Raw genomic sequence first — 26,704 nt, 5'->3', positions numbered from 1 at the left:
CGCCTGCCAACGACGTCGGTTGTCATACGCACGTCACCCCCGAGTATGAAACTGCTCGACAGGCACCGCCAGGCCAACCGGCGGTGTTACACTCAGAACGAGACCCGGTGCGCCATCGAGAGGCGGCGCCAGCCCCTGGAGACATACCCATGCCTCATCTGTTGCGATTTTCCCGTGATCTCGAAGCCCGCCTCGAGCGCCTCAGCCGGCAGACCGGGCTGAGCAAGGCCGCGCTGATCGAGCGCTGCGTCAACGACGGCGTGGCGGCCCTCGAGGCCCAGCTGCTGCTGGAGACCGCCGGTGCTGCCCGAGCGGAACGCAGCATCGATCAATTGCTGCGCGAGAGCGGCCTCGGCGCCTGAGCCCGCGCGTCACACGACTCACGCGAAGGCGGCGCGAAAGCGTCGGTAGTCGGCCAGTGCGCGTTCGCGGGCCACCGCCACCAGGCGCACCTCCTGACCCGGCAGGCACTGGGCGAGTCGACCGGCCGCCAGCGGGGTCAGCGCCCCCAGGCGCGGATAGCCGCCGATGGTCTGGCGGTCGTTGAGCAGCGCGATGGGCTGGCCGTCGGGCGGCACCTGGACCGCGCCCAGGCCGATGCCCTCGGAGATCATGCTGGTCACTCGGCAATGCAGCAGCGGGCCGGTCAGGCGCACCCCCATGCGGTCGGCGCGGTCGTCCACTCGCCAGGCGGCATTGAAGGCATCGAACAGGCTCGCCCCGCGGAACTCCCCGATCTGCGCCCCCGGCAGCAGCGCCAGCCGCGCGGCGCCCCGGTAGTCGGGGCGCTCGGCCTCCGGCGCCTCTCGCGGCGGCACCGCCCGGCCGGCCTCCTCTCCGACCCTCAGCGAGTCGCCCGCGGCCAGCTTGTGCCCCAGGCCATCATGGCCCCCCAGCCCCTCGCGCACCACGCAGGCCACGCTGCCCAGCACCGGTTCGGCCCGAAAGCCACCGACCACCGCCAGGTAGGCGCGCAGGCCATTGAGCGGCTGCGCGAAGGCCAGCACCTGCCCCTCACGGATCGCGACCGGCCGCCAACCCGGCAGCGCCTCGCCGTCGAGGGTCGCCCCGAGGTCCGCTCCGGCGACCGCCACCGTCAGGCCGCGCTCGGCGACCAGCTCGATACCCCCGACGGTGATCTCCAGCGCCGCGGCCCCCCAGGGGTTGCCGACCAGCCGGTTGGCCCAGGCCCAGGCGTGTGGGTCGGCCGGACCGCCCTGGGTCACTCCCAGCTGGCGCACCCCGAAGCGGCCGGCATCCTGCAGCAGCGCCAGGGGGCCGGCACGCCTCACGCTCAGGCCGGAAACCGCAGCCGTCATCGCTCTGCCTCCATCGGGTGGGGGTCGCCCCCCTGGCGCTCGAATTCGGCCCGGTCGACGGGCACGAAACGCACCCGGTCCCCCAGGCGCAACAGGCTGAAGCCCTCGCGCCCGCGATCGAAGAGCCGGGCCGAGGTACGCCCGATCAGGTTCCAGCCACCGGGGGTGACCGCCGGATAGACCGCGGTCTGCCGCCCCGCCACCGCCACGCTGCCCAGCGGTACCCGCTGACGTGGCGTGTCCAGCCTCGGGCACTCGAGCCGCTCGTCGAGCAGCCCCATGAAGGCGAACCCGGGCGCGAAGCCCAGGGCGAAGACCCGATAGAGCCGCTCGCTATGGCAGTCGATCACCGCCGCCACCGACAGGCCGGCGCGCTCGGCCAGCAGGGCAAGCTCCGGCCCGACGCTCTCGTCGTACCAGGTGGGCAGCTCGCGGATCTCGCCACCCACGGTGTCGGCATCCGGCGTGAGTCCGGCGAGCACCTCCCCGAGGCGACGCCGGGCCAGCTCGGGATCGAGCTTGAGCGGGTCGAAGACCACCAGCAGCGTGGTATAGGACGGCACCAGGTCCACCAGGTCGGCACCGAGGGCCGCCTCGCACTGCCGCGTCAGGGCGGTGAGCCAGGGCAGGTTGGCCTCGTCGATGGCATCGAACAGCCTGATCAGCCAGGCATCCAGGCCGGCGGCCTCGAGGCGGGGCAACGGCGTCGCGACCTGCCCGGTCATGACGGCGGCTCGAGCCGATCCAGCGCCTCGCGGATCGCCTTCACCGCGGCGATGGACTCCGGGTTGTCGCCATGCACGCAGAGCGTATCCGCCACCAGCACCAGCTCGCTGCCGTCGCTGGCCGTGATCGCTTCCCCGCTGGCGATGCGGCACGCCTGGTCGACGATCACCGCCGGGTCGTGGTGCACCGCCCCCGGCTCGCGACGTGGGACCAGCCGCCCCTGGCCATCGTAGGCGCGGTCGGCGAAGGCCTCGAACCACAGCGTCACGCCCTGCTGTTCGGCCAGCTCGCGCATCGCCGCGGTGTCGCGGGTCGCCATCGCCATCAGCGGCAGCCGGGCATCGTAGGCGAGGACCGCCCGCATCACCGCCGAGAGGATCCCGGGGTCGCGGGCCATGTCGTTGTAGAGCGCCCCATGGGGCTTGACGTAGCCCACCTCGAGCCCCTCGGCCCGGGCGATACCGGCCAGGGCGCCGACCTGGTAGAGCACCAGGTTCTCGACCTCTCCCGCGGAGCAGGCCAGGGAGCGGCGGCCGAAACCGACCAGGTCCGGGTAGGCCGGGTGCGCCCCCACGGTGACGCCGTGCTCCCTGGCCAGGCGGACCGTCCGGCGCATCACGTCGGGGTCGGAGGCGTGGAAGCCGCAGGCGACGTTGGCCAGGTCCACACAAGGCATCACCTCGTGGTCGAGCCCCATCACCCAGGGGCCGAAGCTCTCTCCCATGTCGGCGTTGAGCAGCAGTCGTGGCATGGCGATCTCCTGACAAGCGGTCGAGCCGTTGAAAGCGATTTATCGATAAATTGACAATAAAACAGAGGCATTTAGGATAAAAAACATTGATATAACGTGTAACACGCATGCGGGTCTAGCGACATGCGTGCCCGAGTGAAAAGGCCACTATGCTCAGGATGGACCCGAGGGGGCGGTGCCGCGAGGGTATTGCCTCTCCTCAGCCGACAACAAGATTTCAGAAGGAGACTTCACCATGACTGCCAGGACACCGCTGCTGGCCGGCCTGACTTCGGTTGCCGCCCTGAGCCTCGGCCTGACCACCCTGAGCGTCTCGGCCCAGGCCGCCACCGAGTGGGACATGCCGACGCCCTACGGCGACCGGACCTTCCATACCGTGAATATCCGCGAGTTCGCCGACGACGTGCGCGAGCGCACCGACGGCGAGCTCGACATCACCGTGCACGCCAACGGTTCGCTGATCGGCCATCCCGAGATCAAGAACTCGGTGCGTCGCGGCATCGTGCCCATCGGCGAGCTGATCATGTCGCGGCTGGCCAACGAGAACCCGATCTACGAGGTGGACTCGGTGCCCTATCTGGCGGCCAGCTACGAGGAGGCCTGGGCGCTATGGGAAGCCTCCCGCGAGATCATCGCCGAGGAGCTCGCCCAGCAGGGCCTGCGGATCCTCTTCGCCGTGCCCTGGCCGCCCCAGGGCATCTACACCCAGCAGGCGGTGGAAGGCCCGGATGACCTGCGCAACCTCAGCATGCGCGCCTACAACACCGCCAGCGAGCGGCTGGCCCAGCTCGTCGGCGCCGTGCCCACCCAGGTCGAGGTGCCCGACATTCCCACCGCCTTCAGCACCGGGCGTGTCGATGCCATGGTCACCTCCCCGGCCACCGGCGCCGATACCAAGGCCTGGGACTACCTGAGCCACTTCAACCATGCCCAGCTGTGGCTGCCCAAGAACATGGTGATCGTCAGCGAGCAGGCCTTCTCGCGCCTCGACGAGGCCACGCGGGAGGCGGTGCTCGAGGCCGCCGCGGCCGCCGAGGAGCGCGGCTGGGAGATGAGCCGCCAGGAGACCGACGACGCCCTCGCGGTGCTGCGCGAGCACGGCATCGAGGTCAGCGAGCCGCCCCCCGAGCTGGCCGAGCTGCTCGCCGAGATCGGCGAGACCATGACCGAGGAGTGGTCCGAGCGTGCCGGCGATCAGGGCGCCGCCATCCTCGAGGCCTACGAAGCCGCCCGTCCCTGATTCCGCTCCGAGCACCCCGGTGCCCACCACCGGGGGGGCTCCGGCCCTCGCACAGGGTGAAGTCCCATGCGTTACCGACTCCGTCCGCTCTACGACCTGGGCGGCTACCTGGCCGCCGCCTGCCTCTGCCTGATCTGCGGCCTGATCACCGCCCAGATCCTCGGGCGCATCATCGATCTCATCGCCACCCAGGTGGGCGGCGATCGCATCGGCCTGGCCATTCCCGGCCTCGCCGAGATCTCCGGCTTCCTGCTGGTCGGCGCCACCTTCCTCGGGCTGGCCTACACCTTCGTCCACGGCGGCCATATCCGCGTGACCCTGCTGATCGGCCGGCTTCCGCCCGCCACCCGGGTCTTCGTCGAGGCCTTCTGCCTGAGCGTGGCCCTGGCACTCTGCCTCTACCTCGCCTGGAACCTCTACTGGCTGCTCGAGGACAGCATCGCCTTCAACGAGACCTCCTACGGCCTGCTGCGCATTCCGCTGTGGATCCCCCAGTCGGCCATGCTCGCCGGCGTGGTGCTGTTCTGCCTGGCACTGCTCGAGACCTGGCTCGCCACGCTGCGTACCGCCGCTACCCGGCCTTCGGCCTTCACCATCGACGACAGCGGCCACGAGTGAGCCCCGGAGACCGACCATGCTCCTGATGATGACGATCCTCTTCGCGGCCCTGCTGCTGCTGCTCGGCAGCGGTGTCTGGGTGGCCTTCTCGCTGCTCGGGCTCGGCTGGCTGGGGCTCTCCCAGTTCACCTCTATCCCCACCGGCGACGTCATGGCCTCTAACATCTGGGGCTCCAGCTACAGCTGGGAGCTCACCGCCCTGCCGATGTTCATCTGGATGGGCGAGATCCTGTTCCGCTCGAAACTCGCCGACGACATGTTCACCGGCCTGTCGCCCTGGATGCAGCGCATCCCCGGGCGGCTGCTGCATACCAATGTGGTGGGCTGCGGGCTGTTCGCCGCCGTCTCCGGCTCCTCGGCGGCCACCTGCGCCACCATGGGCAGGATGACCATCCCCGAGCTCACCCGCCGCGGCTACGACGAGCGCCTGGTCATCGGCACCCTGGCCGGCTCGGCCACCCTGGGGCTGCTGATCCCGCCGTCGATCATCCTGATCGTCTTCGGGGTGGCCACCGACCAGTCCATCGCCCGCCTGTTCGTGGCCGGCATCTTGCCCGGCCTGCTGCTGGTCTCGCTGTTCGCCGCCTACCTGATGCTCTGGGCCTGGCGCTTTCCCGACCGCGTACCACCCGCCGAGGCCGGCCTGCCGCTCGGCGAGAAGCTGCGCCGGGCCCGCCGGCTGATTCCCATGCTGGCACTGATCGTCGGCGTCATCGGTTCCATCTACACCGGCCTGGCCTCGCCCACCGAGGCCGCCGCCGTGGGTGTGGTGCTCTCGCTGCTGCTGGCCAGGATCCAGGGCTGCATGACCGGGCCGGTGTTCCGCGACGCCCTGCTCGGCGCGGTGCGCACCTCGACCATGATCGCCTTCATCCTCGCCGGGGCGAGCTTCCTCACCGCCGCCATGGGCTTCACCGGCCTGCCCCGGGAGCTCGCGGCCTGGATCGCCACCCTGGGCCTCTCGCCCTTCATGCTGCTGGCGGCGCTGACGGTCTTCTTCATCCTGCTGGGCTGCTTCCTGGACGGCATCTCGGTGGTGGTGCTGACCACCTCGATCATGTTGCCCATGGTGGAAGCCGCCGGCATCGACCTGATCTGGTTCGGCATCTACCTGGTGATCGTGGTGGAGATGTCGCAGATCACCCCGCCGGTGGGCTTCAACCTCTTCGTGCTGCAGGGCATGACCGGCCGCAATATCCTCGCCATCGCCTGGGCGGCCATGCCGTTCTTCTTCCTGATGATGCTCGGCGTGGTGCTGATCAGCCTCTTCCCCGGCATCGTCACCTGGCTACCGGACGCCATGGGCAACCGGTGATGCGCAAGGAGTCCCCGATGACCGGCCACTACACGCCGCGCGGGCCCGCCGCCGTCTCGGCCAGCACCGCTCGGGGGTCGCGGGGATAGAAGCGCTCCGGCTGGCGCTCCACATGGGGAAAGAAGCGGGTGTCCTTGTAGGGCATCTTCATGAAGCCCGACACACCGAGCCCCTCGATCAGGTCCACCGCGGCGAGGATGTCCTCGAGGCGGCGCCGGAACTCCGCTTCCCGGGAGGGGTCGAGCAGCCGGTAATAGCTGTGGATCTTGAGGTGCTCGGGTAGCGCCTCGAAGATGATCATGCCGGTGTGGTGGATGTCGTTGAGCGCCTCCAGCGAGGCGATGATCGCCTCGGGCAGCACCAGGAACTCCTCCGGGTCGGGCCCGTCCTCGAAGTAGCTGTGCAGCCGGCTGCGATCCTCGAGCTCGGGCACCGCGCTGACCTCGTAGGCCAGGCGCATGCCCGGCTCGACGACGAAGGGGCGGTCCGGCCCCTCGCGGTCCAGGTGCAGGGTATCGCGGGCGTTGAACAGGCAGCTCTTGAAGATGCCCTGGCGATAGATCGCCCGGGCCAGGTGCACCATGTTGTTCACCGCGGCGACGAAGGCCGGCTTGAGCGACGGGTCGTGCAGGTTGAGCGAGGTGTCGATATAGACCCCGTCGACCTCCCAGCGCACCGCCAGCCCGCCCACCACCGGGTAGCGACCCAGCCGGCTCACCGCGGCGAGGAAGGCCTTCTCGGTCTCGCCCATGCCCTGCATGAAGTTCCTGTAGTAGCGGTCGAGCTGGACGTCGTTGACGTCGTTGAGCGTCTCGCGACCGCCCTCCTCGCGCAGGAATGCCTTGCGCGAGCTGTAGACCACGGTGTCGATCTCGCGGCTCGCCGGTCGCCCCCAGACCGGCACCAGCGCGGTCGGCGGTGGCTCGGGCAGGTCGAGCATCACCAGCCGCGCGAGCCTGGGCATCTCGCGGATGAAGTGATCGCCGGCCTTCAGGCGCACCCGCGGATCCGGGTCGAGCATGCCGTCGAGCATGCGGGCGAACTCCATGGGCAGCCCCAGGGAGGTCGCGGGAATGGCCCGGTGGCCGAAGCGGCAGGACTGGGCCGAGGCCAGGGCGTAGAGGGTGCCGGCGGCGCCCTGCTCGTCGAAGCGGGGCGACGACAGGGCGCCGTTCAACTGCTCCTCGCCGATGAAATAGACATCGCCCAGGCGGGCGTTGGTCTGCTGCAGGTTGTCCGACATCAGTTCCATGACGTTGGCCGCCACGAACTGCTGGTTGGCATCGAGCTGGGCGAACACCGAGGAGCCCCAGTCGATCAAGGCGATGCGCTCGGTGGCGGCGTCGAACACCAGGTTGGAGGGCTTGATGTCGCCGTGCACCACCGGCCTGCCCGCCGGGCCCGACTCGCGCCGGAGCCCGCGCAGGATATCCGCCAGCTGGTCGGCGATGCGCACCACCAGGCGCGGCGACAGCCGCCCCTCGCGCAGCGAGACCTCCTCCAGGTTGATCCCCGGCGCCCGCTGCATCACCAGGATCGACTGGTGGCGCACGCGCTGGTAGGCGATCAGCTTGGGCACCCGGGGGTGGTCGACCTGCTCCAGCATGAAGGCCTCCTCCTCGAGGCGGTCCTGCAGGTGCTGGGGCAGGTTGACCCGGGTGAACTTGAAGACGTACTCGTCGCCCAGCGCCGTCACCCCGGCGAAGACGAAGCCGTAGGCCCCCTTGCCGATCAGCTCGATGTCCCGGTAGCCCAGCTGCTCGAGCTGGGCCTGACACAGCGCCACCCACTCCTTGAGCTTGCGGGCGTCGTCGTGACTGAGCAGGTAGATCGACTGCTCTTCCGGGATATAGAACTGCTGCAGCGGGGCATGGGTCATGGAACTTCACCACTCGAGACGAACGGGGCGGCGGAAAACTGGCGCCGAGGTCGCCCCTATGGGGTCAGACCCCGGCGGTGCCGGATCCGCTGGCGAAGTGCACCATGACCGCCATGGTGAAGAGGCCGGGGTCTGACCCCATAGGGCCCCGTGCCAGCGGTGCTATCCAAGATGGAGCAGCATCGTCTCCGGCGCTTCCAGGTACCCCTTCCAGGCGTTGCAGAAGCGGGCAATGGTGCCGCCGTCGATGATGCGATGATCGCCGGCCCAGGTGACGGTCATGATCGCCCGCCGGGTCACCTCGCCATGCGCGTCGAAGCGCGGCAGCCACTGGCTCTTGCCGATGGCGACGATCGCCACCTCGGGCGCATTGATGATCGGCGCGGCATAGGTCCCGCCCAGGGCACCGATGTTGGAGATGCTGATGGTTCCCCCCTTGAGGTCGGCCTGGGCCACCTTGCCTTCGCGGGCATCGCCGGTCAGGCGCTGGATCTCGCGGGCCACGTCCAGCAGGGTGCGCCGCTCCACGCCCTTGACGTTGGGCACGATCAGCCCCGCGCGGCTGTCCACCGCCATGCCGACATTGACCGACGACTGGTAGTGGATCTCGGTGACCGCCTCATCGAGCCGGGCGTTGAGGATCGGCTCCTCGCGCACCGCCAGCGCCATGGCCTTCATGAAGAAGGGCATCAGCGTCAGGCGTGTGTTCCCCGCTTCGGCCGCGGTCTTGAGTCGCTCGCGCAACGCCAGCAACGCGGTGACATCGATCTCCTCGCCATACTGGAAGTGCGGAATGGTCGTGGCCGCCTCGACCATGCGCCGCGCCATGACCGCGCGGATGCCGCGCAGCGGCTCCACCCGGACCTCGCCGCCCGCCGGCATCTCGCGGGCGGCCTCGTCGGCTGCCGGACGCGCCGCCCCGGCCGTTTCGGGCCGCCCCGGCTCGACACCGCCCGCGTCGAGCGCGCGCAACACGTCCTCCTTGAGCACCCGGCCATCCTTGCCCGAGCCGGGCACCGCCTCCAGCGCCAGGCCGTGCTCGCGTAGCAGGCGACGCACCGCGGGGCTGGCGGGAATGCGACCATAGGGGCCGCGCCCGCCGGTGGCCACCGGCGCGGCCGTCACGGGCGCGGGCGCGGCGCGTTCCGCCGGACGCCCGGTCGACGCCGGCGGTTCCGCCGAGGCACCTTCGCCCTCCCCGGCCCGCGCCGGCACATAGGCGAACAGCGGCGCATGCACGCGGGCGATCTCGCCCTTGGGCACATGCAGCCGGCTGATGGTGCCCGCCTCGGGGGCGGTGATCTCCACCAGCGCCTTGTCGGTCATGACGTCGACCAGCGGCTGATCCTCCTCGATGGCGTCGCCCTCGGCGACCCGCCACTCGACCACCTCGCACTCCACGATCCCCTCGCCGATATCGGGGAGGATGAAATCCTTGGCGGCGGCAACGGGCGCAGACGACGGTTCCGCCCCGGCAGGCGTCGGCTTCCCCACGGCAGCGGTCTGCCGCTCGTCCTGGGCTTTCGCGGCTTCCACTTCACCTTCGCTCTCGTAGGCAAACAGCGGCTCGTGCACCTTGGCGATCTCGCCCCTGGGTACGTAGAGCCGGGTGACCCGCCCCGCCTCCGGGGCGGTGATTTCCACCAGCGCCTTGTCGGTCATCACCTCGACCACGGGCTGGTCCTCCTCGATGGCGTCGCCCTCGGCGACCCGCCATTCGACCACTTCGCATTCCACGATACCTTCGCCGATATCGGGCAGCATGAAGTCACTCATCTCGTCCTCTCCTGTCCGGATATCGGTCGTCAATAGGCCAGGGTGGCCTTGATCGCCTCGAAGATCTTCAGATGGTCCGGCATGTACTCCTTCTCCAGGGTCAGCGGGAAGGGGGTATCGAGGCCGGTCACCCGGGCAATGGGCGACTCCAGGTACAGGAAGCAGCGCTCCTGGACGGTAGCGGCGATCTCGCCGGCGAAGCCGCCGGTCAGCGGCGCCTCGTGGGTGATCACCAGGCGGCCGGTCTTGAGCACCGACTCGACGACGGTGTCCTCGTCCCAGGGCAGGATGGAGCGCAGGTCGATCACCTCGCAGGAGATGCCCTCCCTCTCGGCGAGTTCCACGGCGCGGTCGATCACCTCCATCTGCGCGCCCCAGCCGAGCAGGGTGATGTCGGCGCCCTCCTTGGTCACCTCGGCCTCGCCGATGGGCAGCTGGTAGTCCTCCTCGGGCACCTCGCCGGTGGAGGCACGGTAGAGCCGCTTGGGCTCGAAGTACAGCACCGGGTCGGGGTCGCGGATCGCCGAGAGCAGCAGTCCCTTGGCCTGGTAGGGGTTGCGCGGCACCACGACCTTGAGGCCCGGGGTGTGGGCGAAGTAGGCCTCCGGCGACTGGGAGTGATAGTGGCCGCCGGCGATCCCGCCGCCATAGGGCGCACGGATGGTCAGGCCACCGACATTGAACAGGTCACCGGAGCGGTAGCGGAACTTGGCCGTCTCGTTGACGATCTGGTCGAAGGCCGGAAAGATGTAGTCGGCGAACTGGATCTCGGCCACCGGCACCGATCCCTGGGCGGCCAGGCCATTGGCGAAGCCGATGATCCCCTGCTCGACCAGCGGCGTATTGAAGCAGCGCGCCCTGCCGTACTTCTCCTGCAGATGACTGGTGGCACGGAAGACGCCGCCGAAGAAGCCCACGTCCTCGCCGAAGCAGATCACCTTCTCATCCTCGGCCATGGCGATGTCCAGGGCGTTGTTGATCGCCTGCAGCATGTTCATCTTCGGCATCTCACTCCCCTCCCTTCACGGCGGCGTCATCGCCGGCGACCACGTCGGGGTCGAGCGACCGCGCCCCTCGCGGGTAGGCGTCCGGGTACTGGCGGATATGGGTCTTGAGGTGATCGAGCTGACGCTGCAGCGCCGGGGTGACGTCGGCGTAGACGTCGGTGACCAGGCTGTCCAGCGGCGGCGGCGGGCGCTTCTCGGCGCGCTTCATGGTCTCCAGCACCTCGCGGCGCAGCCGCTCCTGGAGTTCCTTCTCCTCGTCCTCGCTCCACCAGTCGCGATCATTCAGCCAGTGCCGCATGCGCAGGATGGGGTCCTTCTCGCGCCAGGCCTCCTCCTCCTTCTTCGAGCGGTAGCCCGAGGGGTCGTCCGACGAGGAGTGGGCCGCCAGGCGGTAGGTCATGGCCTCGATCAGCACCGGCTGGTTATCCTCCACGGCGATGCGCCGGGCCTCCCGGGTGGCCTGGTAGACCGCCAGGATGTCGTTGCCGTCGACACGGATCACGTGCATGCGATAGCCGAAGGCCCGCGGCGCCACGCCGTCGGCGGCGAACTGCTCGACGGCGGGGGTGGAGATGGCGTAGCCGTTGTTGCGGCAGAAGAAGATCACCGGGACCTTGTGCACCGCCGCCATGTTGAGGGCGGCATGGAAGTCGCCCTCCGAGGCCGCCCCCTCGCCGAAGAATACCGTGGTGCAGTGGCCGTCGCCGGCCAGCTTCTGCCCGTAGGCGTAGCCGGTGGCCTGGGGAATCTGGGTGGCCAGCGGCGAGGAGATGGTCATGTAGTGGAGCTTGCGCGACCCGTAGTGGATCGGCATCTGGCGCCCCTTGCCGTAGTCCAGCTCGTTGCCGAACAGCTGGTTCATGAACTCGTCGAAGGTGAAGCCGCGGTAGGCCAGGGCGCCCTGCTCGCGGTACTGGGCCATGATCATGTCGGCGTCGTCCAGCGCCGCCGTGGCGCCGATCACCGCGGCCTCCTCCCCGGTGCACTGCATGTAGAAGCTCAGCCGCCCCTGGCGCTGGGCGGCCATCATGCGCTCGTCGAGCACCCGGGTGAAGACCATCGCCTGGTAGATGCGTCGCGCCTTGTCGCGCTCGAGGTCGGGCGCCTCGGCGCCCTCGAACAGGGTGCCGTCCTGCTGCAGCAGGCGAAAGGTGGGGATCGTGAACTCGTCGCCGGCCAGGAAGTCCGGCGAATGGATGTCTTGTGTCGTTGTCATCGTCCTGGTCCTTGGGTGGTGGCAGGAGCGCTACCGCCCCTTGTGAGGGCAGTGTCGACTCTAATGTAGCCAGGCGCCAGAGGTTTGCCCCAGCGCACCGCCAACGCCTAACAGTTGACGTTAACGTAAGATGCCATCAAACGCCTCCATCTTGCTAGTCCCGAGGCGAAATCCAAGTGAAAACACTGGCAACGACCGTGTCCCGGCTAACGCAGGTGACGCAGCAGCCGCTCGAAGGCGCTGTCGGCGGTGAGCGCCAGCAGCCCGATCGGCAGCGCCCCCTGGACGATATAGGCGGTGTTGCCGTTGACGATGCCGGAGATGATGGGGTCGCCGAGGTTGCTCGCCCCCACGGTGGCCCCGAGCGCGGCGGTGGCGATGTTGATGGTCACCGAGGTGCGCACCCCGGCCAGGATCACCGGTGCGGCCAGCGGCAGCTCCACCTGTCGCAGTACCTGCCCCTTGCTCATGCCCATGCCGCGAGCCGCTTCCTGCACCGCCGGGTCGATGCCCTGGAGCCCGGCCAGGCTGTTGCGCACGATGGGCAGCAGGCCGTAGAGCACCAGGGCGACGATGATCGGCAGGGTGCCGAAACCGAGCACCGGCACCGCCAGCGCCAAGACCGCCACCGGCGGAAAGGTCTGGCCCATGGAGGCGAGCTGGGCGACCAGCGGCAGGAAATCGCGGCCGAACGGGCGGGTGACCAGCACCGCCGCCCCCACCCCGGCCAGGCCCGCCAGCAGCGAGGCCACCCCCACCACCAGCAGGTGGCGGCCGAGCAGGGTCAGGAAGTCGGTACGCCGGTAGATCACCTCGCGCGAGTCCGGCTCGAGCCAGCGGAACCCGGCCTCCAGCTCGGCCATGCCCAGGCTCGCCAGCAACAGCAAACCGAGCCACACGAGGGGCAACCACCAGTGCCGCAGCGCGGCGGCGAGGCCGAATGCCAGCGCCCTCTCACTCATGCGGCCGCGCCCCCACCAGGCGCCGCAGCGAGAGTTCCCCCACCGGCATGTCCTCGTCGTCGACCACCGTGAGCCGGTCGGCGTGCTCGCGGAACATCACCGCCAGCGCCTGGCGCAGGGAGGCCTCGCGATGCACCCGGGCCCTGGCGATCAGCCGCGGCGAGAGCGGCAGCATCCGTGCGCCGACCCGGGTCAGCGCCGCCTCCTTGAAGCCGCGGTCGTCGCCGCCCAGCAGCGAGGCGACGAAGGCGTCGGCGGGCTCGCGCACCAGGTCGAGCGGCACCCCCTGCTGGACGATGCGTCCCGCATCCATCACCACCAGTCGGTCGGCCAGTCGCAGCGCCTCGTCCATGTCGTGGGTGACGAAGACGATGGTCTTGTGCAGCCGCGACTGGAGGTCACGCAGCTCCTCCTGCAGCGCGTCCCGGGTGATGGGGTCCAGCGCCCCGAAGGGCTCGTCCATCAGCAGGATCTCGGGGTCGGCGGCCAGGGCGCGGGCGACGCCGACGCGCTGGGCCTGGCCACCGGAGAGCTGGTGGGGATACTTGTCGGCGAAGCTCTCCATCGGCAGCCCCAGCAGTGTCATCAGTTCCTCGACCCGCGCCTGGATCCTGGCCCGGGGCCACTTCAGCAACCGCGGCACCAGGCCGATGTTGCGGGCCACCGTCCAGTGGGGAAAGAGGCCGGTGCTCTGAATGACATAGCCGATGCGCCGGCGCAGGGTCTGTTCGTCGAAGTTGCGCACCGGCTGGCCATCGAGGTGGATCTCGCCGGCGCTGTGCTCGATGAGGCGGTTGATCATGCGCAGGGTGGTCGACTTGCCGCAGCCGGAGGTGCCCACCAGGGCACAGAACTCGCCCCGCTCGACGCGCAGCGAGATACCGTCCACGGCCGTCTCGCTGCCGAAGCGCTTGGTCACGTCGAACAGCTCGATCATCTCGTCCCCCCGGGGTGCAGTCGTTCGGTCAGCGCCCCCAGCAGCGCGTCCGCCACCAGCGCCATGACGAGGATCGGCAGGGCCCCCAGCAGCACCAGGTCCATGGCGGCCTGGCCCAGCCCCTGGAAGATGAAGCCGCCCAGGCCGCCGGCCCCGATCAGCGCCGCCACGGCCGTAAGGCCGATGGCCTGCACCGTGGTGATGCGCAGCCCCTCGAGCATCACCGGCAGCGCCAGGGGCAGGCGCACCTGCAGGAACACCTGGCGAGGGCTCATGCCCATCCCCCGGGCCGACTCGATCACCGCCGGGTCCACGCCCTCCAGCGCCACGAAGGTGTTGCGTACCATGGGCAGCAGGCTGTAGCCGACCAGGGCAAGGAAGGCCGGCGCCCAGCCGATGCCGCGGACGCCCAGGGCCGCCAGCCACCCAACATTGGCCGCCAGCCAGGCCAGCGGCGCCAGCAGCAGGCCGAACAGCGCCAGGCTGGGGATGGTCTGCAGGAAGTTGAGCACGCCGAAGCCGGCCTTCTGCAGGCCGGCATGCCGGCGCATGAGAAGCGCCAGCGCGACCCCGATCACCAGGCTCGCCCCCACCGCCGCCCCGACCAGGCCGAGGTGGTACCCCACCGCCGCGGCGAACTGGTCGCTGCGCCCCCGATACTCCTGCAGCAGCGCCAGGGGCTCCAGCCAGGACGCCAGGGCCAGCCACCAGGCGAGCAGCACCGGCACCAGCAGCCCCCAGCCCGCGAGCCGCGGCAGGCGCAACCGGGCACGCAGCTCGATCAGCGCCAGCAGCAGCAGGAACAGCAGCACCCAGAAGGCGCCGCCGAGGCCCAGCCGCGCCTGGGGCTGGGCCGGGTCGACGAGCCGCGTCACCGCGAGACCCAGCCAGGCCGGCATCGCCATCAGCAGCAGCACGGCCAGGGCCAGCACCAGGCGCAGCCGCCCCGTGGTGGGACGCCAGGCCAGGGCCGCCACCGCCAGCAGCGGCAGGCAGCCGGCAAGCGCCCCGGTCCAGCCGACCACCTCATGGGCGCGGAAGCCGCTACCGGGCACGATGCGGTTGGGCGCCACGCTGACCGCCTCGAGCCCCAGCCAGGCGGCCAGGGCGACCAGCATCAGCAGTGGCAGCACCCGATTGGGTCGCAGCACCTCCCGGCGCATGGCGTCGCTCAATCGTCCAGGTCGTCGAGGAAGTCCGCCGCCACCCGACGCGGATCGCGGCCGTCGACCGCCACCTCGCCGTTGAGGCGCTGCAGGGTCTCGAGGTCCAGGGCCTCGAAGAGCGGGGCCAGCAGCGACTCGATCTCCGGGTGGGCCGCCAGCACGCTCTCGCGCACCACCGGGGCGGGCTGGTAGACCGGCTGCACGCCCAGGCTGTCCTCCAGCACCACCAGGCCCAGGGCGCCGAGGCCGCCGTCGGTGCCGTAGGTCATGGCCGCGTTGACCCCGCTGGTCTGCTGGGCGGCGGCACGCATGGTGGCGGCGGTGTTGCCGCCGGAGAGCACCAGCAGCTGCGCGTCGGAGAGCTCGAAGCCATAGGCCTGCTGGAAGGCGGGCAGCGCCTGCTCGGACTCGACGAACTCGGCGCTGGCGGCGAACTTGAACTCCCCGCCATCGGCCAGGTAGTCGGCCAGGTCCTCGAGGGTCGCGAGCCCATGTTCCCGGGCCAGGTCGCCGCGCACGCTCATCGCCCAGGTGTTGTTGGCACTGGCCGGCGTCAGCCACACCAGGCCGTTGTCGGCGTCGCGTTCGCGCACCGTCTCGTAGGCCCGCTCGGCATCGTGCCAGACGTCGCTGTCGGTCATGTCGAAGAAGAAGGCCCCGTTCCCGGTGTATTCCGGGTAGAGGTCGATCTCGCCGGCCAGCAGCGCCTGGCGCACGATGCTGGTGCCACCCAGCTGCAGGCGATCCTGCACCTCGATGCCGCCGGCCTCGAGCCGCTGCAGGATCAGCTGGCCGAGCACCGAGCCCTCGGTATCGATCTTCGAGGAGACCGTGACCGGATCATCGGCCCGAACCGTGGCTAGCGTCAGGAAGGTGCCGGCGACCAGCGCCGCGAGTCCGTTCAGGGTGCGGTTCATGCGTACCACCCGTATGCTGGTGACTGTAGCCGGAGTATAAGGCCTGTATAGCTTGACTGTCAGACAGCGGACTCAACGTGGAACCCCCGATCATGATCCCGTCGCCCCTCGACCTGCTCGATCGCTGCCATGACCCGCTGGTCCGGGACCTGGCCTGGGTCCTGCTGGCCCCCGACCTGCTCGACATGCCCTGGACCGGGCGACCGACCCGCGCCGAGCTGGGACTCGCCGACGACGCGGCCCTGGCCGGCTGGCTCGACGCGCTCGAGGCGAACCCCGACGCACTGGCGCACCGTATCGGCGCGACGCTCAGGGGCCGCATGGGCCTCTACCACGAATGCCTCTGGCAGTTCCTGCTGGAAACCGCACCGGGCACCCGGCTGCTGGCCCACAACCTGCGCATCCATCGGGACAAGGTGACGCTGGGCGAGCTCGACCTGCTCTATCGTCATCGCGGGGATCCGACACCGGTCCACCTGGAAGTCGCCATCAAGTTCTATCTCGGCCTGCCGGAGGGCCCCGGGGCGCCCTCCGACCAGGCACGCTGGATCGGCCCCGGCGGTGCCGACAGCCTCGCTACCAAGCGCGAGCACCTGCATCAGCATCAACTGCGCCTGACCGAGACCATCGAGGCCAGGGAGGCCATCCGCGCGCTGATGCAGCCCGACATGTCCGGCACCAGCCGGGCGCCGGCGCTCCATCGACGGCTGGCCATCCCCGGGGTGCTCTTCTACCCCTGGCACACCCACCTGCCGCCACCCGAAGAAGCCACCGTCGATCACCTGCGCGGCACCTGGCTGTTCTGGCGCGACTGGCGGCGGTTCCGCGACGGCCTGCCCCGCGGCACCCGCGGTGCCTGGCTGCGCAAGCCCCACTGGTTCGCCCTGCCCCGTCCCGGCGACCTGCTGCCACTGCGCGAGCTCGAGTCGCAGCTGGCACAGCACTTCGGCCAGCCCGCCCCACCGGTGCAGATCATGCTCGGACGAAGGGGCGGCGGCAAGCAGCGCCTCTTCCTGGTCGACGACGACTGGCCGCGGCAGATTCCGCTTCCCCCGAACCGCGATGCCCGCCCCGCTCATCCGGTAGCGCCTTCGTCTGGCCCAAGTAGCCGTTCGAGCAGTGCCGACTGACGGGGTATCAGCCCGACCCGCAATCCGAGCGGCCGGTAGACGCGATTCATCACGCCGAGCGAGACGTTCCCCTTGTCCCCCTCCATGTCCGACAGGGTGCGGCGACTGACGCCGACGAGGCGCGCATAGTCCTCCTGGGAGAACCCCAGTACCTCGCGGCGCAGGGTTCGAAGCAGCTGCCCTTCGCTGATTTCGCCGTCGAACAGCTGTCGCGTCAGGGCCACCAGCCTGGCTTCGCGCTCGTCCGGCGTATGCTCGCGACGCTTCATGCCAGCCTCCAGCGACCGAGCCGCTCATCCAGCGCTCGCAACCCGACGGCCGGCATGGTCAGGATACGCTCGGGCACCCCTCGGTCCTGCAAGCGATCCCTGAGGCCCACGAGTCCTGCCGCCGTGGCCATGAGCTCATCCAGCATCCGAGCGGGGGACGCCAGGTCGGCCAGTGCCTCGCTGATGGCCTGCCAGTCGAACTCGCCGCCTTCCTCGAAGGGAGAGCCCCAGCGCGTGGTTCTCGTCACGCCCTCCGGGTCGGCCTTCATGGGAGCAAAATCGAAGACGGGAGAGTGCCAGATACCTTCCGGTCGCTTCAGCAACGCCGCGTTGCGTCCATGATTATCCGAGTTGCCGAAGGCAACATTCAGCAGGTCGCGCTTGACCCATTCGATGACGAAGGCTTCCCTGTCGAACGTCTCGCCAAGCTCCACCACGCGGTACTGGGCATCGAGCAGCTCGACCAGCCGCCGAATCACGGTAAAGTGGTTCAAGTGGGTGCCGGGGGCGGCCCCGACCAGGGCATAGATGGATTCCAGTCCGCAACGAACCAGCCCCCCCGGACGCATCTCGACGTCGAAGCGGGGCAACCACAGCGACGGGTAACGCTCTCCCTCGATCAGGCGCATGGCAGCCGTATCGATGGTGTCGACACCGAGAGAAGCCAACTCCTGATAGTAGTGATACTCGGTGCGCAGGATGTCACAGTCATCCTGGCTGCGGCGGCCGCGGGGAAACTTCACCAGGTAATGCGGATCCGGTTGTCGGGGATCATCCTGCCAGGTGTCGATCCACACCTGCTCGCCCTGGCCCAGGCGCAGCAGTAGCTTCGGGGCCTCGCCACCGGCTCCGGTGGCACCGCCACTGGCCGCCCCCATCTGCTGAGCATATTCGAGGAAGTCCGCATGCCGCTCGACGACATCGGCCAGGCTGAAGCGCCGTTGAGGCAACCGGGAACCGGCAGGAGCCTCCGGCACGGCTTCCTTGATGCGCAGGTTGCCGACCGGGGCGATGGTGCCGTACCTCAGCAGCGCCATGTCCTGCTGGCCGACCGGTACGTCCTGGAGCCCGAGATGCTCGACCCAGTAACGGCGGCTGGCGCCGGCCGGCATGATATCCTCGAGAAAGCCGAACCAGCGCGGAGCCTGGTGCTTCATCATCAGCTCCACCGGCAGCGTCAAGCTGCAGGCATGCTCATCGTCACGGAACATCCACTCCAGTGCATGGTCCTGCAGGTAACCCAGCCGGACCCGGCCGCGGGTGCCCCGCTCCGGCTCGGGGAACTCCAGCACGGCGGCATCCTGCCAGCGATGTGCGAGATAGAGTTGTAGCGTCAGTTGCATGGCCGGCCATCGATGTGAGTTATTCTGCTCATATTATAGCCTTCGCGGCAATATTGAGAAAAATAATTCCCCAAAACTACGCATCCGAGTTTTTTTGAGCGGAATATTGCTCCCCCTTCCAGGCTATCCCTCTTCCCTGGCAGACGGCCTGACAGCAAAACGCCCGGCCCATCCTGTCGATGGCGCCGGGCGTCGTGGCCAAGGCGGCAGGGGGCGGGTCAGTCGGCGGGCTGCTCGTAGACCCAGGTCGTGCCCTCGCGGGCGTCCTTGAGGATGATGCCGAGCGCGGCCAGCTCGTCGCGGATGCCATCGGCCGTGGCGAAGTCCTTCGCCTTCTTGGCCTCGGCACGGGCCGCGATCCTCGCCTCGATCTCGGCCTCACTCAGCGGCAGCTCCCCCGCCCCGCCCTTGAGGAAGGCCGCCGGGTCCTGGGTGAGCAGCCCCAGCACCCCACCCAGGCGCTTGAGCTCATGGGCCAGGGCCGGCGCCTGCCCGGGAGCCTCCTTCTTGGCCCGGTTCAGTTCGCGAGCCAGGTCGAAGAGCACCGAGAGCGCTTCCGCCGTATTGAAGTCGTCGTCCATGGCCGCGGTGAAGCGCGCCTCGAAACGACCGTCCACCCCGTCCTCGGCCGCTGCGGCGCCCTCGAGCGCCAGCCCTTCGAGCGAGACGCCTTCAAGGGAGTTGTAGAAGCGCTCCAGTGACTTGCGCGCCTCCGAGAGCGACTCCGGGGCGTAGTTGATCGGACTGCGGTAGTGGCTCGCCACCAGCAGGTAGCGCACCACCTCCGGGTCGTGCACCTCGAGCACCTCGCGGATGGTGAAGAAGTTGCCCAGCGACTTGGACATCTTCTCCTGGTCCACCCGCACCGCCCCGGCGTGCATCCAGGTGTTGACGTAGGGCTTGCCGGTGGCCGCCTCGCTCTGGGCGATCTCGTTCTCATGGTGGGGGAAGGTCAGGTCCGGCCCGCCGCCATGGATGTCGAAGGTCTCGCCCAGGCAGCAGGTCGACATCGCCGAGCACTCGATGTGCCAGCCCGGACGCCCCTCGCCCCAGGGCGATGGCCAGCTGGCCTCCCCCGGCTTGGCCGCCTTCCACAGCACGAAGTCGAGCGGGTCCTCCTTGTGCTCGTCGACCTCGACCCTGGCGCCGGCGCGCATCTCGTCGAGGTCGCGGTTGTTGAGCTTGCCGTAGCCCTCGAACCGGCGCACCCGGTAGTAGACGTCGCCGTTGTCCGCGGCATAGGCGTAGTCCTTGGCGATCAGCGTCTCGATCATGGCGACGATCTCGCCGATATGGCCGGTGGCGCGGGGCTCGTGATCCGGGCGCAGCACGAAGAGCCGCGCCTCGTCCTCGTGCATGGCGGCGATCATGCGCTCGGTGAGCGAATCGATCGACTCGCCGTTCTCGTCGGCGCGCCTGAGGATCTTGTCGTCGATGTCGGTGATGTTGCGCACATAGGTGACATCGAAGCCGCGCCAGCGCAGGTAGCGGGTGATGACATCGAAGGCCACCATCACCCGGGCGTGGCCCAGGTGGCAGTAGTCGTAGACGGTCATGCCGCAGACGTACATGCGAATCCGGCCCGGCTCGATGGGCGTGAAGGCTTCCTTGCGACGCGTCAGCGTGTTGTAGATCTGCATGTCACCCCTTCTTCTGGCCTTGCTCTTTTTTCTGGGCTTCTTGCTTCTGAACCTTGGCCCAGCTGTCCTTCAGCCCCACGGTGCGGTTGAACACCAGCCTGTCGCCCCGGCTGGCGTGGCGGTCGGCGCAGAAATAGCCCACCCGCTCGAACTGGAAGCGCGATTCGGGCCTGGCGTCGGCCAGGCTCGGCTCGCCGATCGCCCGGCACACCACCAGCGACTCGGGATTGAGGTGGTCGAGGAAATCGGCGTCCTTGTCACGGTCGGGCTGCTCGACCTGGAAGAGATTGTCGTAGAGGCGCACCTCCATGGGCACGCCATGGGCGGCGCTGACCCAGTGGATCACGCCCTTCACCTTGCGGCCTTCGGGGTTCCTGCCGAGGGTGTCGAAATCCACCGAGCAGTGAAGCTCCTCGATCTCGCCGGCCTCGTTCTTGATCACCTCGTCGCAGCGGATGACATAGCTGTTGCGCAGGCGCACCTCCTTGCCCGGCGCCAGGCGGAAGAACTTCTTCGGCGGCTCCTCCATGAAATCGTCCTGGTCGATATAGAGCTCGCGGGTGAAGGGCACCTCGCGCACGCCCATGTCCTCCCGGGCCGGGTGCCCGGGCACCTCATAGACCTCCTCGAAGTCCTCGGCCACGTTGGTCAGCACCACCTTGAGGGGCTTGAGCACGGCCATGGCGCGGGGGGCGTTGTCCTCGAGGTCGGCGCGGATGGCGTGGTAGAGCATGGCGATATCGACCAGGCCGCCGTCGGCACGCGTCACACCGATCATCTCGCAGAACTTGCGGATCGACGCCGGGGTATAGCCGCGGCGACGCATGCCCGAGATGGTCGGCAGGCGCGGGTCGTCCCAGCCGTCGACGATGCCTTCGTCCACCAGCAGCTTGAGCTTGCGCTTGGAGGTCAGGGTGTAGTTGAGGTTGAGCCGGGCGAACTCGATCTGGCGCGGCGTCACCGGTACCGGCAGGTTGTCGAGGAACCACTCGTAGAGCGGGCGGTGGTCCTCGAACTCCAGGGTACAGATCGAGTGGGTCACGCCCTCGATGGCATCCGACTGGCCATGGGTGAAGTCATAGGAGGGATAGATCTTCCACTTGTCGCCGGTCTGGTGATGGTGGGCATGGCGGATGCGGTAGAGGATGGGGTCACGCAGGTTGATGTTCGGCGAGGCCATGTCGATCCTGGCCCGCAGCACCTTCTCGCCCTCGGCGAACTCGCCGATGCGCATGCGCTCGAGCAGGTCGAGACTCTCCTCGGGCGAGCGATCGCGATAGGGGCTGGGGCGCCCCGCTTCGGTCAGGGTGCCACGGTACTCGCGGATCTCGTCGGCCGAGAGGTCGTCGACATAGGCCTTGCCCTCGCGCACCAGGTGCTGGGCCCAGGCGTAGAGCTGGTCGAAATAGTCCGAGGCGAAGCGCACCGGGCCGGCCCACTCGAACCCCAGCCAGGCGACGTCCTGCTTGATGGCATCGATGTAGGCCTGCTCCTCCTTCGCCGGATTGGTGTCGTCGAAGCGCAGGTGACAGTCACCCCCGAACTGCTCGGCGAGCCCGAAATTCAGGCAGATCGACTTGGCATGGCCGATGTGCAGGAAGCCATTGGGCTCCGGCGGGAAGCGCGTGACGATCTTGCCGGCGCGGCCGGCCTCGATCTCCTCGCGAATCTGGTTGCGGATGAAGTTCGGCGCGCTGGTGGTATCGGTGGTCATGTTGAGAAGAACAGCCTCTGGTTAAAAGGTGCAGGCGTGGAGAGCCCTGAGCGGTTTGGCCGTGCTCACAGCGAGGGGCGCCGGGGCCATTTCCCGAGGGTATCGCAATATCTATATCGCTCGAGGCTGATCCGGCGACAGGTCTACGAGGGGGCGCTGTGAACCCCTCCCTGGGCGCTACCGACGCCATCCCTGGCGTAGGCCCCCTCTACGACCTGCCCCCGGCGCCTCTCGCTTCGGGCTCGCTTCGCGCATCGAAGCAAAACCGGTATTATAGCGCCACGCCCATGGGCAACGCCAAGGCAACGCCCCTCTATCGTACAGGAACTTATCGATGATCATTCTGCAGACCAATTTCGGTGACATCACCATCGCCCTGAACCACGAGAAGGCACCGAAGACCGCAGCCAATTTCGAGCAGTACGTGCGCGACGGGCACTACGACAACACCCTCTTTCACCGCGTGATCGACGGCTTCATGGTCCAGGGTGGCGGTTTCGACACCGACTTCAACCAGAAGCCGACCCGGGACCCGATCGAGAACGAGGCCGACAACGGCCTGACCAACGCCACCGGCACCCTGGCCATGGCACGCACCCAGGACCCGCACTCGGCCACCGCCCAGTTCTTCATCAACGTGGGCGACAACGATTTCCTCAACCACAGCGGCAAGTCGATCCAGGGCTGGGGCTACTGCGTGTTCGGGGAGGTGGTCGAGGGCATGGACGTGGTCGAGAAGATCAAGGCCGTGCCCACCACCCGTCGCGGCATGCACGCCGACGTGCCCGCCGACGACGTCATCATCCAGCGCGCCTACTTCAAGGACGAGGCCGACGCCTGAGCCTTTTCGCCGACCGGTCGCACGCCCGCCTCCCGCGGGCGTGTTGCGTTACGCCCCGGGTCACCGAGTACCACGCGAGAGCCCATCATGACCACCCTGCTGATATCCGACCTGCACCTGCACCCCGGCGCGCCCGACGTCACCGAGGGCTTTCTTCGCTGGCTCGAGGCGCGCGCCGACGGCGTCGATGCCCTCTATGTCCTCGGCGACTTCTTCGAGGCCTGGATCGGTGACGACCTGCTCGACCTCGGCGACGCCGACCCCACCGGCAACGCCGCCCTGGCGCAACGGGTGGCGAAGGCCCTGCGCCGCCTGGCCGATGGCGGCACCGAGATCCGGCTGATGCACGGCAACCGCGATTTCCTGCTCGGCGAGCGCTTCGCCCGCGACGCCGGGGCCTCGCTGCTCCCCGACCCCGCCGTGGTCGAACTCGGCGGCCAGCGGGTGCTGCTGATGCACGGCGACAGCCTCTGCACCCGTGACGAGGCCTACATGGCCTTCCGGGCCCAGGCCAGGAATCCCCAGTGGCAGCAGCAGATCCTGGCCATGCCGATCCAGGACCGCCTCACCCTGGCACAGTCGCTGCGCCAGCAATCCGGCGAGGCCACCTCCAACAAGGCCGACGACATCATGGACGTCACCCCCGAGGAGGTGGAGAAGGTCATGGCCGAGCACGGCGTGACCAGCCTGATCCATGGCCACACCCACCGTCCCGCCGTTCACCGGCTCGAGGTCGACGGCCAGCCCGCCCGACGCTACGTGCTCGGCGACTGGCAACCCGGCCAGGGCTGGGAGATCGTGGTCGAGGACGGCGGCGAGCCCGAGCTGCGGGAGTTCAGTCTCTAGAGGCGCACAGGCACCTCTGCAGCTCGGTTTCCAGCTCCTCTGCCTGGGGCAGACTCCCCGCCTCGCCGATCACCTCCAGCCGCGAATCCTGCCGCCAGGCGCTGGCGGTCAGGCTCACCGCCCCGGCGGCGCGGTTGTAGAGCTTCCAGCCCGCCTCGCTATGCAGCACGCCCTTGACCCGCAACCCGCGAGGCAGTTCTCCCAGAAGCGCCGTGACCCGGTCGAGGTCGAAGACGTCGTCGGGGTGCCAGCGCCACCCCAGGGTGGCATAGCCCAGCGAACCGCCCTCCTCGCGCACGGGCTTGCCCGGGGTCGGCTCGTCGGCACCGAAGTCCTCCAGCAACAGGCTGCCGGCCGCCGCCTCGCGTAGCCGGCGATGCGCCTCGCTGTCGGGTGACGCCCGATGAGGTGGCTCGCCTCCCGCCGCCTCGATGAGCAGGGACAGGGGCAGCTCGCCGTGGGGCGCCGGCCGGACCCACTTCTTGGCTGGCCAGCTCTCGCCCAGCAGGGCCTCGGCGGCCGCGAGCTGCTCCGGCGTCGCCAGGTCCGTCATGGTCAGGGCCACGGCATCGGCCATCTCCAGCTGGTCGCGGAAGGTCTCGTGTTCCCGGGCCCGGGGATCGTCCAGGCGTCGCGGGTCGAGCACGGCGATGATGTCGCGGACCTCCAGCACCCCGGCGAAGGCCTCCCCGCGCAATACCTCAAGCAACCCGGCCGGGTGACCGAGCCCCGAGGGCTCGATGATCAAGCGGTCGGGACGATGGCGATGCAGCAGGTTGACCAGGGTCGCCTGCATCACGAAGGCGAGCTGACAGCAGAGGCATCCCCCCGGCAACCCCTTGACCACCAGGTCATCGCGCTCGGCAAACATCGCCTGGTCGATGCCCACCTGGCCGAACTCGTTGATCAGCACCGCCCAGCGTTCTCCCGGGGGCTTCTGCTCGATCAGGCGATGGATCAGGGTGCTCTTGCCGCTGCCGAGGAAACCGGTGATCAGGTGAACGGGAAGATTGGCGATCGGAGTCAGCATGGCACGGATCCTGGCAAAACCTTGAATGTTACAAGATAACATTATTGCCGTCAGGCGTCACCGCCGGAGCGATGGTCCGCTGGTCGGCTAGCACGTCGGGGCCGGGGTGGTGTCGGGGGCTTATGGAAGATAACGGTATAAATAGCAGCCACGTAAAGAGTGGTCACGAAAGAGGGGCGCCGTGGCGCCCCTCCGTTACCGAACGGCCAGTGTCGCTCAGAGACGCTCGATATCGGCCTTGTCACGCAGGTCGTCGAGCAGCCCCTGGATGGCCGCCTGGGCCCGCAGCCGCTCGGCCATGCGCGCCACGAAGAGCTCGGTCTCGCTGTCGACCTCACCCGGTTCGACGCGATCCAGGGCGAGCAGCACCACCCGGTCGCCGGCGACGGCATGCCCATAGACCGGCTCATCGCCCTCGGGCGCCGGCAGGCGGAAGGCGGCCTGCAGCACGGCCTCGGGCAGGCCGTCGGCATCCTGACGACTGACGCCCTCGGCCTGCTGCCACGCGATCTCGGTTGCCTCACCGGTCCGCAGCTGCTCGACGCGCTCGGCGGCGAGCTCGATCAACGCCTCGCGCCGCAGTTGCGACTCGACACCGGCCCGCACCCTGTCACGCACCTCGTCGAGGTCCAGCACCGTGGCCTCGCGATGGTCGGCTACCCGCAGCACCAGGCGGCGATCCTCGTCGAGCTCGATCACCTCGCTGTTGTAGCCCTCCTCGAGGACGTCGGCGGTGAACGCCTCGGCCATCACCCCCGGCTCGGCGAGCACGCCCTCGGCCCCATCGCGGGAAACCCAGTCGCTCTCGTGCAGCTCCAGGCCGATGTCGTCGGCCACGCTCTGCAGATCATCGGCGGCGAAGCTCTCGTCGATCAGGCGCTGGACACGCTCGTTGAACTCGCCGGCAACACGGGATAGCGCTGCCTCACGCCGCAAATCATCGCGCACCTGCTCGAAAGGGGGGCGCTCCAGCGCCGTGACCTTGAGCAGGTGCAGGCCGTTGTCGGTCTCGACGATATCGGAGACCTGGCCCTCGTCCAGGGCGAAGGCGGCGTCCTCGAAGGCCTCGCCGAAGAAGCCACGGCTGATCACGCCGAGATCCCCGCCCTGCTCGGCCGAGACGGTATCATCCGAGACCTCCGCAGCCAGGTCGGCGAACGCCTCGCCCTCGGCCAGGCGCTCGCGCACGGCCTCGAGCTCGGCCACGGCCTCCTCGCGGGAGCGCTCGCCGTTGAAGGTGAGCATGATATGCGAGACACGACGGTCGGCATCGCGACCGCGCTCCCGCCACAACTCGCGCAGCGCCTGCTCCTCGATCTCGATCTCGTCGGCCATCTGCTGGCGGTCGATGATCACGTACTCCAGGCGAACCTGCTCGGGACGCTGGTAGTTCTCGACATTGGCCTCGTAGTGGCGCTGCATCGCCTCTTCGCTGACCTCCAGCTCGTCGTCGAGATCGGCGGCGGAGAGGGCATGGTAGCGGAAGCTGCGGGTCTGACGCTGCAGCGCCCCCAGCCTCTCCTGCTCGGCGGGCAGGGTGAAGTCGCTGAAGGCCAGCCCCTGCTGCAGCTGCTGGCGCTTCATGTCGACACGCAACTCCTCGCGAAAGGAGAGCGGCGTATAGCCGGCGCTGGCGAGGCGATTACGGAACAGCTCGCTGGAGAAGCGGCCGTCCTGGTCCTGGAACTCCGGCAAGGTGACGATCAGCTGGTCGAGCTGTTCCTCCGAGAGGTGCAGCCCGCCCTCCTCGGCATACTGGGTCAACAGACGATCCGTGATCAACTGGTCGAGCATCTGGTTCCGCAGGGCCCGCTCCTGTTCCGGCGGCACCTGGCCGCTGCGGATGGCACGCTGCACCTCCAACTCGAGTTGGTGGCGGGTGATCGGTTCGCCGTTGACCTTGACGATGTCATCGCCACCACCGCCGAACAGCCCCACCAGGGACTCCACGCCGAACAGCGCCATGGTCACGACCACGGCACCGATGATGATCTTGGCGCCCCAGCTCCTGGAGCGATCTCGAATACTTTGCAGCATGCAGGCCTCGGCTGATGAAGTTGGC

At 68.7% G+C, this 26,704-nt stretch carries 24 protein-coding genes; 7 read left to right on the top strand and 17 right to left on the bottom strand.

What is annotated here, in order from left to right; genetic code table 11:
• The first annotated feature begins 149 nt into the window (after positions 1-149).
• Complete coding sequence (locus CR157_RS18890; RefSeq protein ID WP_110285090.1) at positions 150-362, top strand: hypothetical protein; 213 nt, start codon at positions 150-152, stop codon at positions 360-362.
• An 18-nt stretch (positions 363-380) separates the two neighbouring features.
• Here CR157_RS18890 and CR157_RS18885 read toward each other — a convergent pair whose 3' ends face one another.
• From CR157_RS18885 to CR157_RS18875, 3 genes are read right to left on the bottom strand one after another with little or no spacing between them, the layout of a single operon-like run.
• Complete coding sequence (locus CR157_RS18885) at positions 381-1,319, bottom strand: biotin-dependent carboxyltransferase family protein (RefSeq protein WP_110285089.1); 939 nt, start codon at positions 1,317-1,319, stop codon at positions 381-383.
• A complete protein-coding gene (gene pxpB / locus CR157_RS18880) occupies positions 1,316-2,044 on the bottom strand; it encodes a 5-oxoprolinase subunit PxpB (RefSeq protein ID WP_110285088.1) in 729 nt (242 codons plus the stop codon). Before pxpB ends, CR157_RS18885 begins: the two co-directional genes overlap by 4 nt.
• Positions 2,041-2,796, bottom strand: a complete 756-nt coding sequence (locus CR157_RS18875; RefSeq protein ID WP_110285087.1) for a 5-oxoprolinase subunit PxpA — start codon at positions 2,794-2,796, stop codon at positions 2,041-2,043. Before CR157_RS18875 ends, pxpB begins: the two co-directional genes overlap by 4 nt.
• 235 nt (positions 2,797-3,031) lie before the next feature.
• Between CR157_RS18875 and CR157_RS18870 the strand changes: the two genes are divergently transcribed.
• The 3 genes from CR157_RS18870 (at position 3,032) to CR157_RS18860 (ending at position 5,969) form a co-directional block, all read left to right on the top strand.
• The gene (locus tag CR157_RS18870; RefSeq protein WP_110285086.1) at positions 3,032-4,036 is read left to right on the top strand and encodes a TRAP transporter substrate-binding protein; all 1,005 of its coding nucleotides are present in this window, start codon (positions 3,032-3,034) and stop codon (positions 4,034-4,036) included.
• A gap of 66 nt (positions 4,037-4,102) precedes the next feature.
• Positions 4,103-4,654, top strand: coding sequence for a TRAP transporter small permease (locus CR157_RS18865; RefSeq protein WP_110285085.1), 552 nt, complete (start codon positions 4,103-4,105; stop codon positions 4,652-4,654).
• Positions 4,655-4,670: 16 nt separating this feature from the next.
• Positions 4,671-5,969: a TRAP transporter large permease gene (locus CR157_RS18860; protein WP_110285084.1), complete on the top strand. Its 1,299-nt coding sequence runs from the start codon at positions 4,671-4,673 to the stop codon at positions 5,967-5,969.
• A 28-nt stretch (positions 5,970-5,997) separates the two neighbouring features.
• On the opposite strand, the gene CR157_RS18855 is transcribed toward CR157_RS18860, so the two are convergent.
• From CR157_RS18855 to osmF, 8 genes are all read right to left on the bottom strand, one after another.
• Complete coding sequence (locus CR157_RS18855; RefSeq protein ID WP_110285083.1) at positions 5,998-7,848, bottom strand: protein kinase domain-containing protein; 1,851 nt, start codon at positions 7,846-7,848, stop codon at positions 5,998-6,000.
• A 162-nt stretch (positions 7,849-8,010) separates the two neighbouring features.
• Positions 8,011-9,624, bottom strand: a complete 1,614-nt coding sequence (locus tag CR157_RS18850; protein WP_110285082.1) for a dihydrolipoyllysine-residue acetyltransferase — start codon at positions 9,622-9,624, stop codon at positions 8,011-8,013.
• A 29-nt stretch (positions 9,625-9,653) separates the two neighbouring features.
• Positions 9,654-10,631, bottom strand: coding sequence for an alpha-ketoacid dehydrogenase subunit beta (locus CR157_RS18845; RefSeq protein WP_110285081.1), 978 nt, complete (start codon positions 10,629-10,631; stop codon positions 9,654-9,656).
• 1 nt (position 10,632) lies between these two features.
• Positions 10,633-11,847: a thiamine pyrophosphate-dependent dehydrogenase E1 component subunit alpha gene (locus CR157_RS18840; protein ID WP_110285080.1), complete on the bottom strand. Its 1,215-nt coding sequence runs from the start codon at positions 11,845-11,847 to the stop codon at positions 10,633-10,635.
• A gap of 206 nt (positions 11,848-12,053) precedes the next feature.
• Complete coding sequence (locus CR157_RS18835) at positions 12,054-12,809, bottom strand: ABC transporter permease (RefSeq protein WP_240567524.1); 756 nt, start codon at positions 12,807-12,809, stop codon at positions 12,054-12,056.
• Positions 12,802-13,746, bottom strand: coding sequence for an ABC transporter ATP-binding protein (locus CR157_RS18830; RefSeq protein ID WP_110285079.1), 945 nt, complete (start codon positions 13,744-13,746; stop codon positions 12,802-12,804). Before CR157_RS18830 ends, CR157_RS18835 begins: the two co-directional genes overlap by 8 nt.
• Positions 13,743-14,909, bottom strand: coding sequence for an ABC transporter permease (locus tag CR157_RS18825; RefSeq protein WP_110285078.1), 1,167 nt, complete (start codon positions 14,907-14,909; stop codon positions 13,743-13,745). Before CR157_RS18825 ends, CR157_RS18830 begins: the two co-directional genes overlap by 4 nt.
• A gap of 8 nt (positions 14,910-14,917) precedes the next feature.
• Entirely contained in the window at positions 14,918-15,829 is a 912-nt protein-coding gene (gene osmF, locus CR157_RS18820; protein WP_110285077.1) for a glycine betaine ABC transporter substrate-binding protein OsmF, read from the bottom strand.
• Between the two features lie 92 nt (positions 15,830-15,921).
• On the opposite strand from osmF, the gene CR157_RS18815 reads away from it, so the two are divergent.
• Positions 15,922-16,959 (top strand): DUF1853 family protein, encoded by a 1,038-nt coding sequence (locus CR157_RS18815; protein ID WP_110285076.1) that lies wholly within the window; start codon positions 15,922-15,924, stop codon positions 16,957-16,959.
• On the opposite strand, the gene CR157_RS18810 is transcribed toward CR157_RS18815, so the two are convergent.
• The 4 genes from CR157_RS18810 to CR157_RS18795 all read right to left on the bottom strand — a co-directional run bounded on the left by CR157_RS18810 (position 16,905) and on the right by CR157_RS18795 (position 21,925).
• Positions 16,905-17,228 (bottom strand): helix-turn-helix domain-containing protein, encoded by a 324-nt coding sequence (locus CR157_RS18810; RefSeq protein WP_110285075.1) that lies wholly within the window; start codon positions 17,226-17,228, stop codon positions 16,905-16,907. The two genes, CR157_RS18815 and CR157_RS18810, sit on opposite strands and share 55 nt — an antisense overlap.
• Positions 17,225-18,571 (bottom strand): type II toxin-antitoxin system HipA family toxin, encoded by a 1,347-nt coding sequence (locus CR157_RS18805; RefSeq protein WP_110285074.1) that lies wholly within the window; start codon positions 18,569-18,571, stop codon positions 17,225-17,227. Before CR157_RS18805 ends, CR157_RS18810 begins: the two co-directional genes overlap by 4 nt.
• Positions 18,572-18,789: 218 nt before the next feature.
• The gene (cysS, locus tag CR157_RS18800) at positions 18,790-20,211 is read right to left on the bottom strand and encodes a cysteine--tRNA ligase (RefSeq protein ID WP_110285073.1); all 1,422 of its coding nucleotides are present in this window, start codon (positions 20,209-20,211) and stop codon (positions 18,790-18,792) included.
• 1 nt (position 20,212) lies between these two features.
• Positions 20,213-21,925, bottom strand: coding sequence for a glutamine--tRNA ligase/YqeY domain fusion protein (locus CR157_RS18795; RefSeq protein WP_110285072.1), 1,713 nt, complete (start codon positions 21,923-21,925; stop codon positions 20,213-20,215).
• Positions 21,926-22,259: 334 nt separating this feature from the next.
• On the opposite strand from CR157_RS18795, the gene CR157_RS18790 reads away from it, so the two are divergent.
• Complete coding sequence (locus tag CR157_RS18790) at positions 22,260-22,766, top strand: peptidylprolyl isomerase (protein WP_110285071.1); 507 nt, start codon at positions 22,260-22,262, stop codon at positions 22,764-22,766.
• Between the two features lie 87 nt (positions 22,767-22,853).
• Complete coding sequence (locus CR157_RS18785; protein ID WP_110285070.1) at positions 22,854-23,612, top strand: UDP-2,3-diacylglucosamine diphosphatase; 759 nt, start codon at positions 22,854-22,856, stop codon at positions 23,610-23,612.
• Here CR157_RS18785 and CR157_RS18780 read toward each other — a convergent pair.
• Both CR157_RS18780 and CR157_RS18775 read right to left on the bottom strand, forming a co-directional pair.
• Positions 23,602-24,642 (bottom strand): CobW family GTP-binding protein, encoded by a 1,041-nt coding sequence (locus tag CR157_RS18780; protein ID WP_110285069.1) that lies wholly within the window; start codon positions 24,640-24,642, stop codon positions 23,602-23,604. The genes CR157_RS18785 and CR157_RS18780 overlap by 11 nt on opposite strands.
• A gap of 216 nt (positions 24,643-24,858) precedes the next feature.
• Positions 24,859-26,679, bottom strand: a complete 1,821-nt coding sequence (locus tag CR157_RS18775; protein ID WP_110285068.1) for a SurA N-terminal domain-containing protein — start codon at positions 26,677-26,679, stop codon at positions 24,859-24,861.
• Positions 26,680-26,704: the final 25 nt, after the last annotated feature.

Source organism: Halomonas sp. LBP4, from assembly GCF_003202205.1.
GTDB lineage: Bacteria > Pseudomonadota > Gammaproteobacteria > Pseudomonadales > Halomonadaceae > Halomonas > Halomonas flagellata.
The sequence above is the reverse complement of the archived record's forward strand: the minus strand, read 5'-3'. Positions and strand labels throughout refer to the sequence as shown.

Bases quoted from the DNA above. Each gene is read 5' to 3' on its own strand.
- CR157_RS18890 (WP_110285090.1), top strand. From the start codon at position 150: ATGCCTCATCTGTTGCGATTTTCCCGTGATCTCGAAGCCCGCCTCGAG.
- CR157_RS18885 (WP_110285089.1), bottom strand. From the start codon at position 1,319: ATGACGGCTGCGGTTTCCGGCCTGAGCGTGAGGCGTGCCGGCCCCCTG.
- pxpB (WP_110285088.1), bottom strand. From the start codon at position 2,044: ATGACCGGGCAGGTCGCGACGCCGTTGCCCCGCCTCGAGGCCGCCGGC.
- CR157_RS18875 (WP_110285087.1), bottom strand. From the start codon at position 2,796: ATGCCACGACTGCTGCTCAACGCCGACATGGGAGAGAGCTTCGGCCCC.
- CR157_RS18870 (WP_110285086.1), top strand. From the start codon at position 3,032: ATGACTGCCAGGACACCGCTGCTGGCCGGCCTGACTTCGGTTGCCGCC.
- CR157_RS18865 (WP_110285085.1), top strand. From the start codon at position 4,103: ATGCGTTACCGACTCCGTCCGCTCTACGACCTGGGCGGCTACCTGGCC.
- CR157_RS18860 (WP_110285084.1), top strand. From the start codon at position 4,671: ATGCTCCTGATGATGACGATCCTCTTCGCGGCCCTGCTGCTGCTGCTC.
- CR157_RS18855 (WP_110285083.1), bottom strand. From the start codon at position 7,848: ATGACCCATGCCCCGCTGCAGCAGTTCTATATCCCGGAAGAGCAGTCG.
- CR157_RS18850 (WP_110285082.1), bottom strand. From the start codon at position 9,624: ATGAGTGACTTCATGCTGCCCGATATCGGCGAAGGTATCGTGGAATGC.
- CR157_RS18845 (WP_110285081.1), bottom strand. From the start codon at position 10,631: ATGCCGAAGATGAACATGCTGCAGGCGATCAACAACGCCCTGGACATC.
- CR157_RS18840 (WP_110285080.1), bottom strand. From the start codon at position 11,847: ATGACAACGACACAAGACATCCATTCGCCGGACTTCCTGGCCGGCGAC.
- CR157_RS18835 (WP_240567524.1), bottom strand. From the start codon at position 12,809: ATGAGTGAGAGGGCGCTGGCATTCGGCCTCGCCGCCGCGCTGCGGCAC.
- CR157_RS18830 (WP_110285079.1), bottom strand. From the start codon at position 13,746: ATGATCGAGCTGTTCGACGTGACCAAGCGCTTCGGCAGCGAGACGGCC.
- CR157_RS18825 (WP_110285078.1), bottom strand. From the start codon at position 14,909: ATGCGCCGGGAGGTGCTGCGACCCAATCGGGTGCTGCCACTGCTGATG.
- osmF (WP_110285077.1), bottom strand. From the start codon at position 15,829: ATGAACCGCACCCTGAACGGACTCGCGGCGCTGGTCGCCGGCACCTTC.
- CR157_RS18815 (WP_110285076.1), top strand. From the start codon at position 15,922: ATGATCCCGTCGCCCCTCGACCTGCTCGATCGCTGCCATGACCCGCTG.
- CR157_RS18810 (WP_110285075.1), bottom strand. From the start codon at position 17,228: ATGAAGCGTCGCGAGCATACGCCGGACGAGCGCGAAGCCAGGCTGGTG.
- CR157_RS18805 (WP_110285074.1), bottom strand. From the start codon at position 18,571: ATGCAACTGACGCTACAACTCTATCTCGCACATCGCTGGCAGGATGCC.
- cysS (WP_110285073.1), bottom strand. From the start codon at position 20,211: ATGCAGATCTACAACACGCTGACGCGTCGCAAGGAAGCCTTCACGCCC.
- CR157_RS18795 (WP_110285072.1), bottom strand. From the start codon at position 21,925: ATGACCACCGATACCACCAGCGCGCCGAACTTCATCCGCAACCAGATT.
- CR157_RS18790 (WP_110285071.1), top strand. From the start codon at position 22,260: ATGATCATTCTGCAGACCAATTTCGGTGACATCACCATCGCCCTGAAC.
- CR157_RS18785 (WP_110285070.1), top strand. From the start codon at position 22,854: ATGACCACCCTGCTGATATCCGACCTGCACCTGCACCCCGGCGCGCCC.
- CR157_RS18780 (WP_110285069.1), bottom strand. From the start codon at position 24,642: ATGCTGACTCCGATCGCCAATCTTCCCGTTCACCTGATCACCGGTTTC.
- CR157_RS18775 (WP_110285068.1), bottom strand. From the start codon at position 26,679: ATGCTGCAAAGTATTCGAGATCGCTCCAGGAGCTGGGGCGCCAAGATC.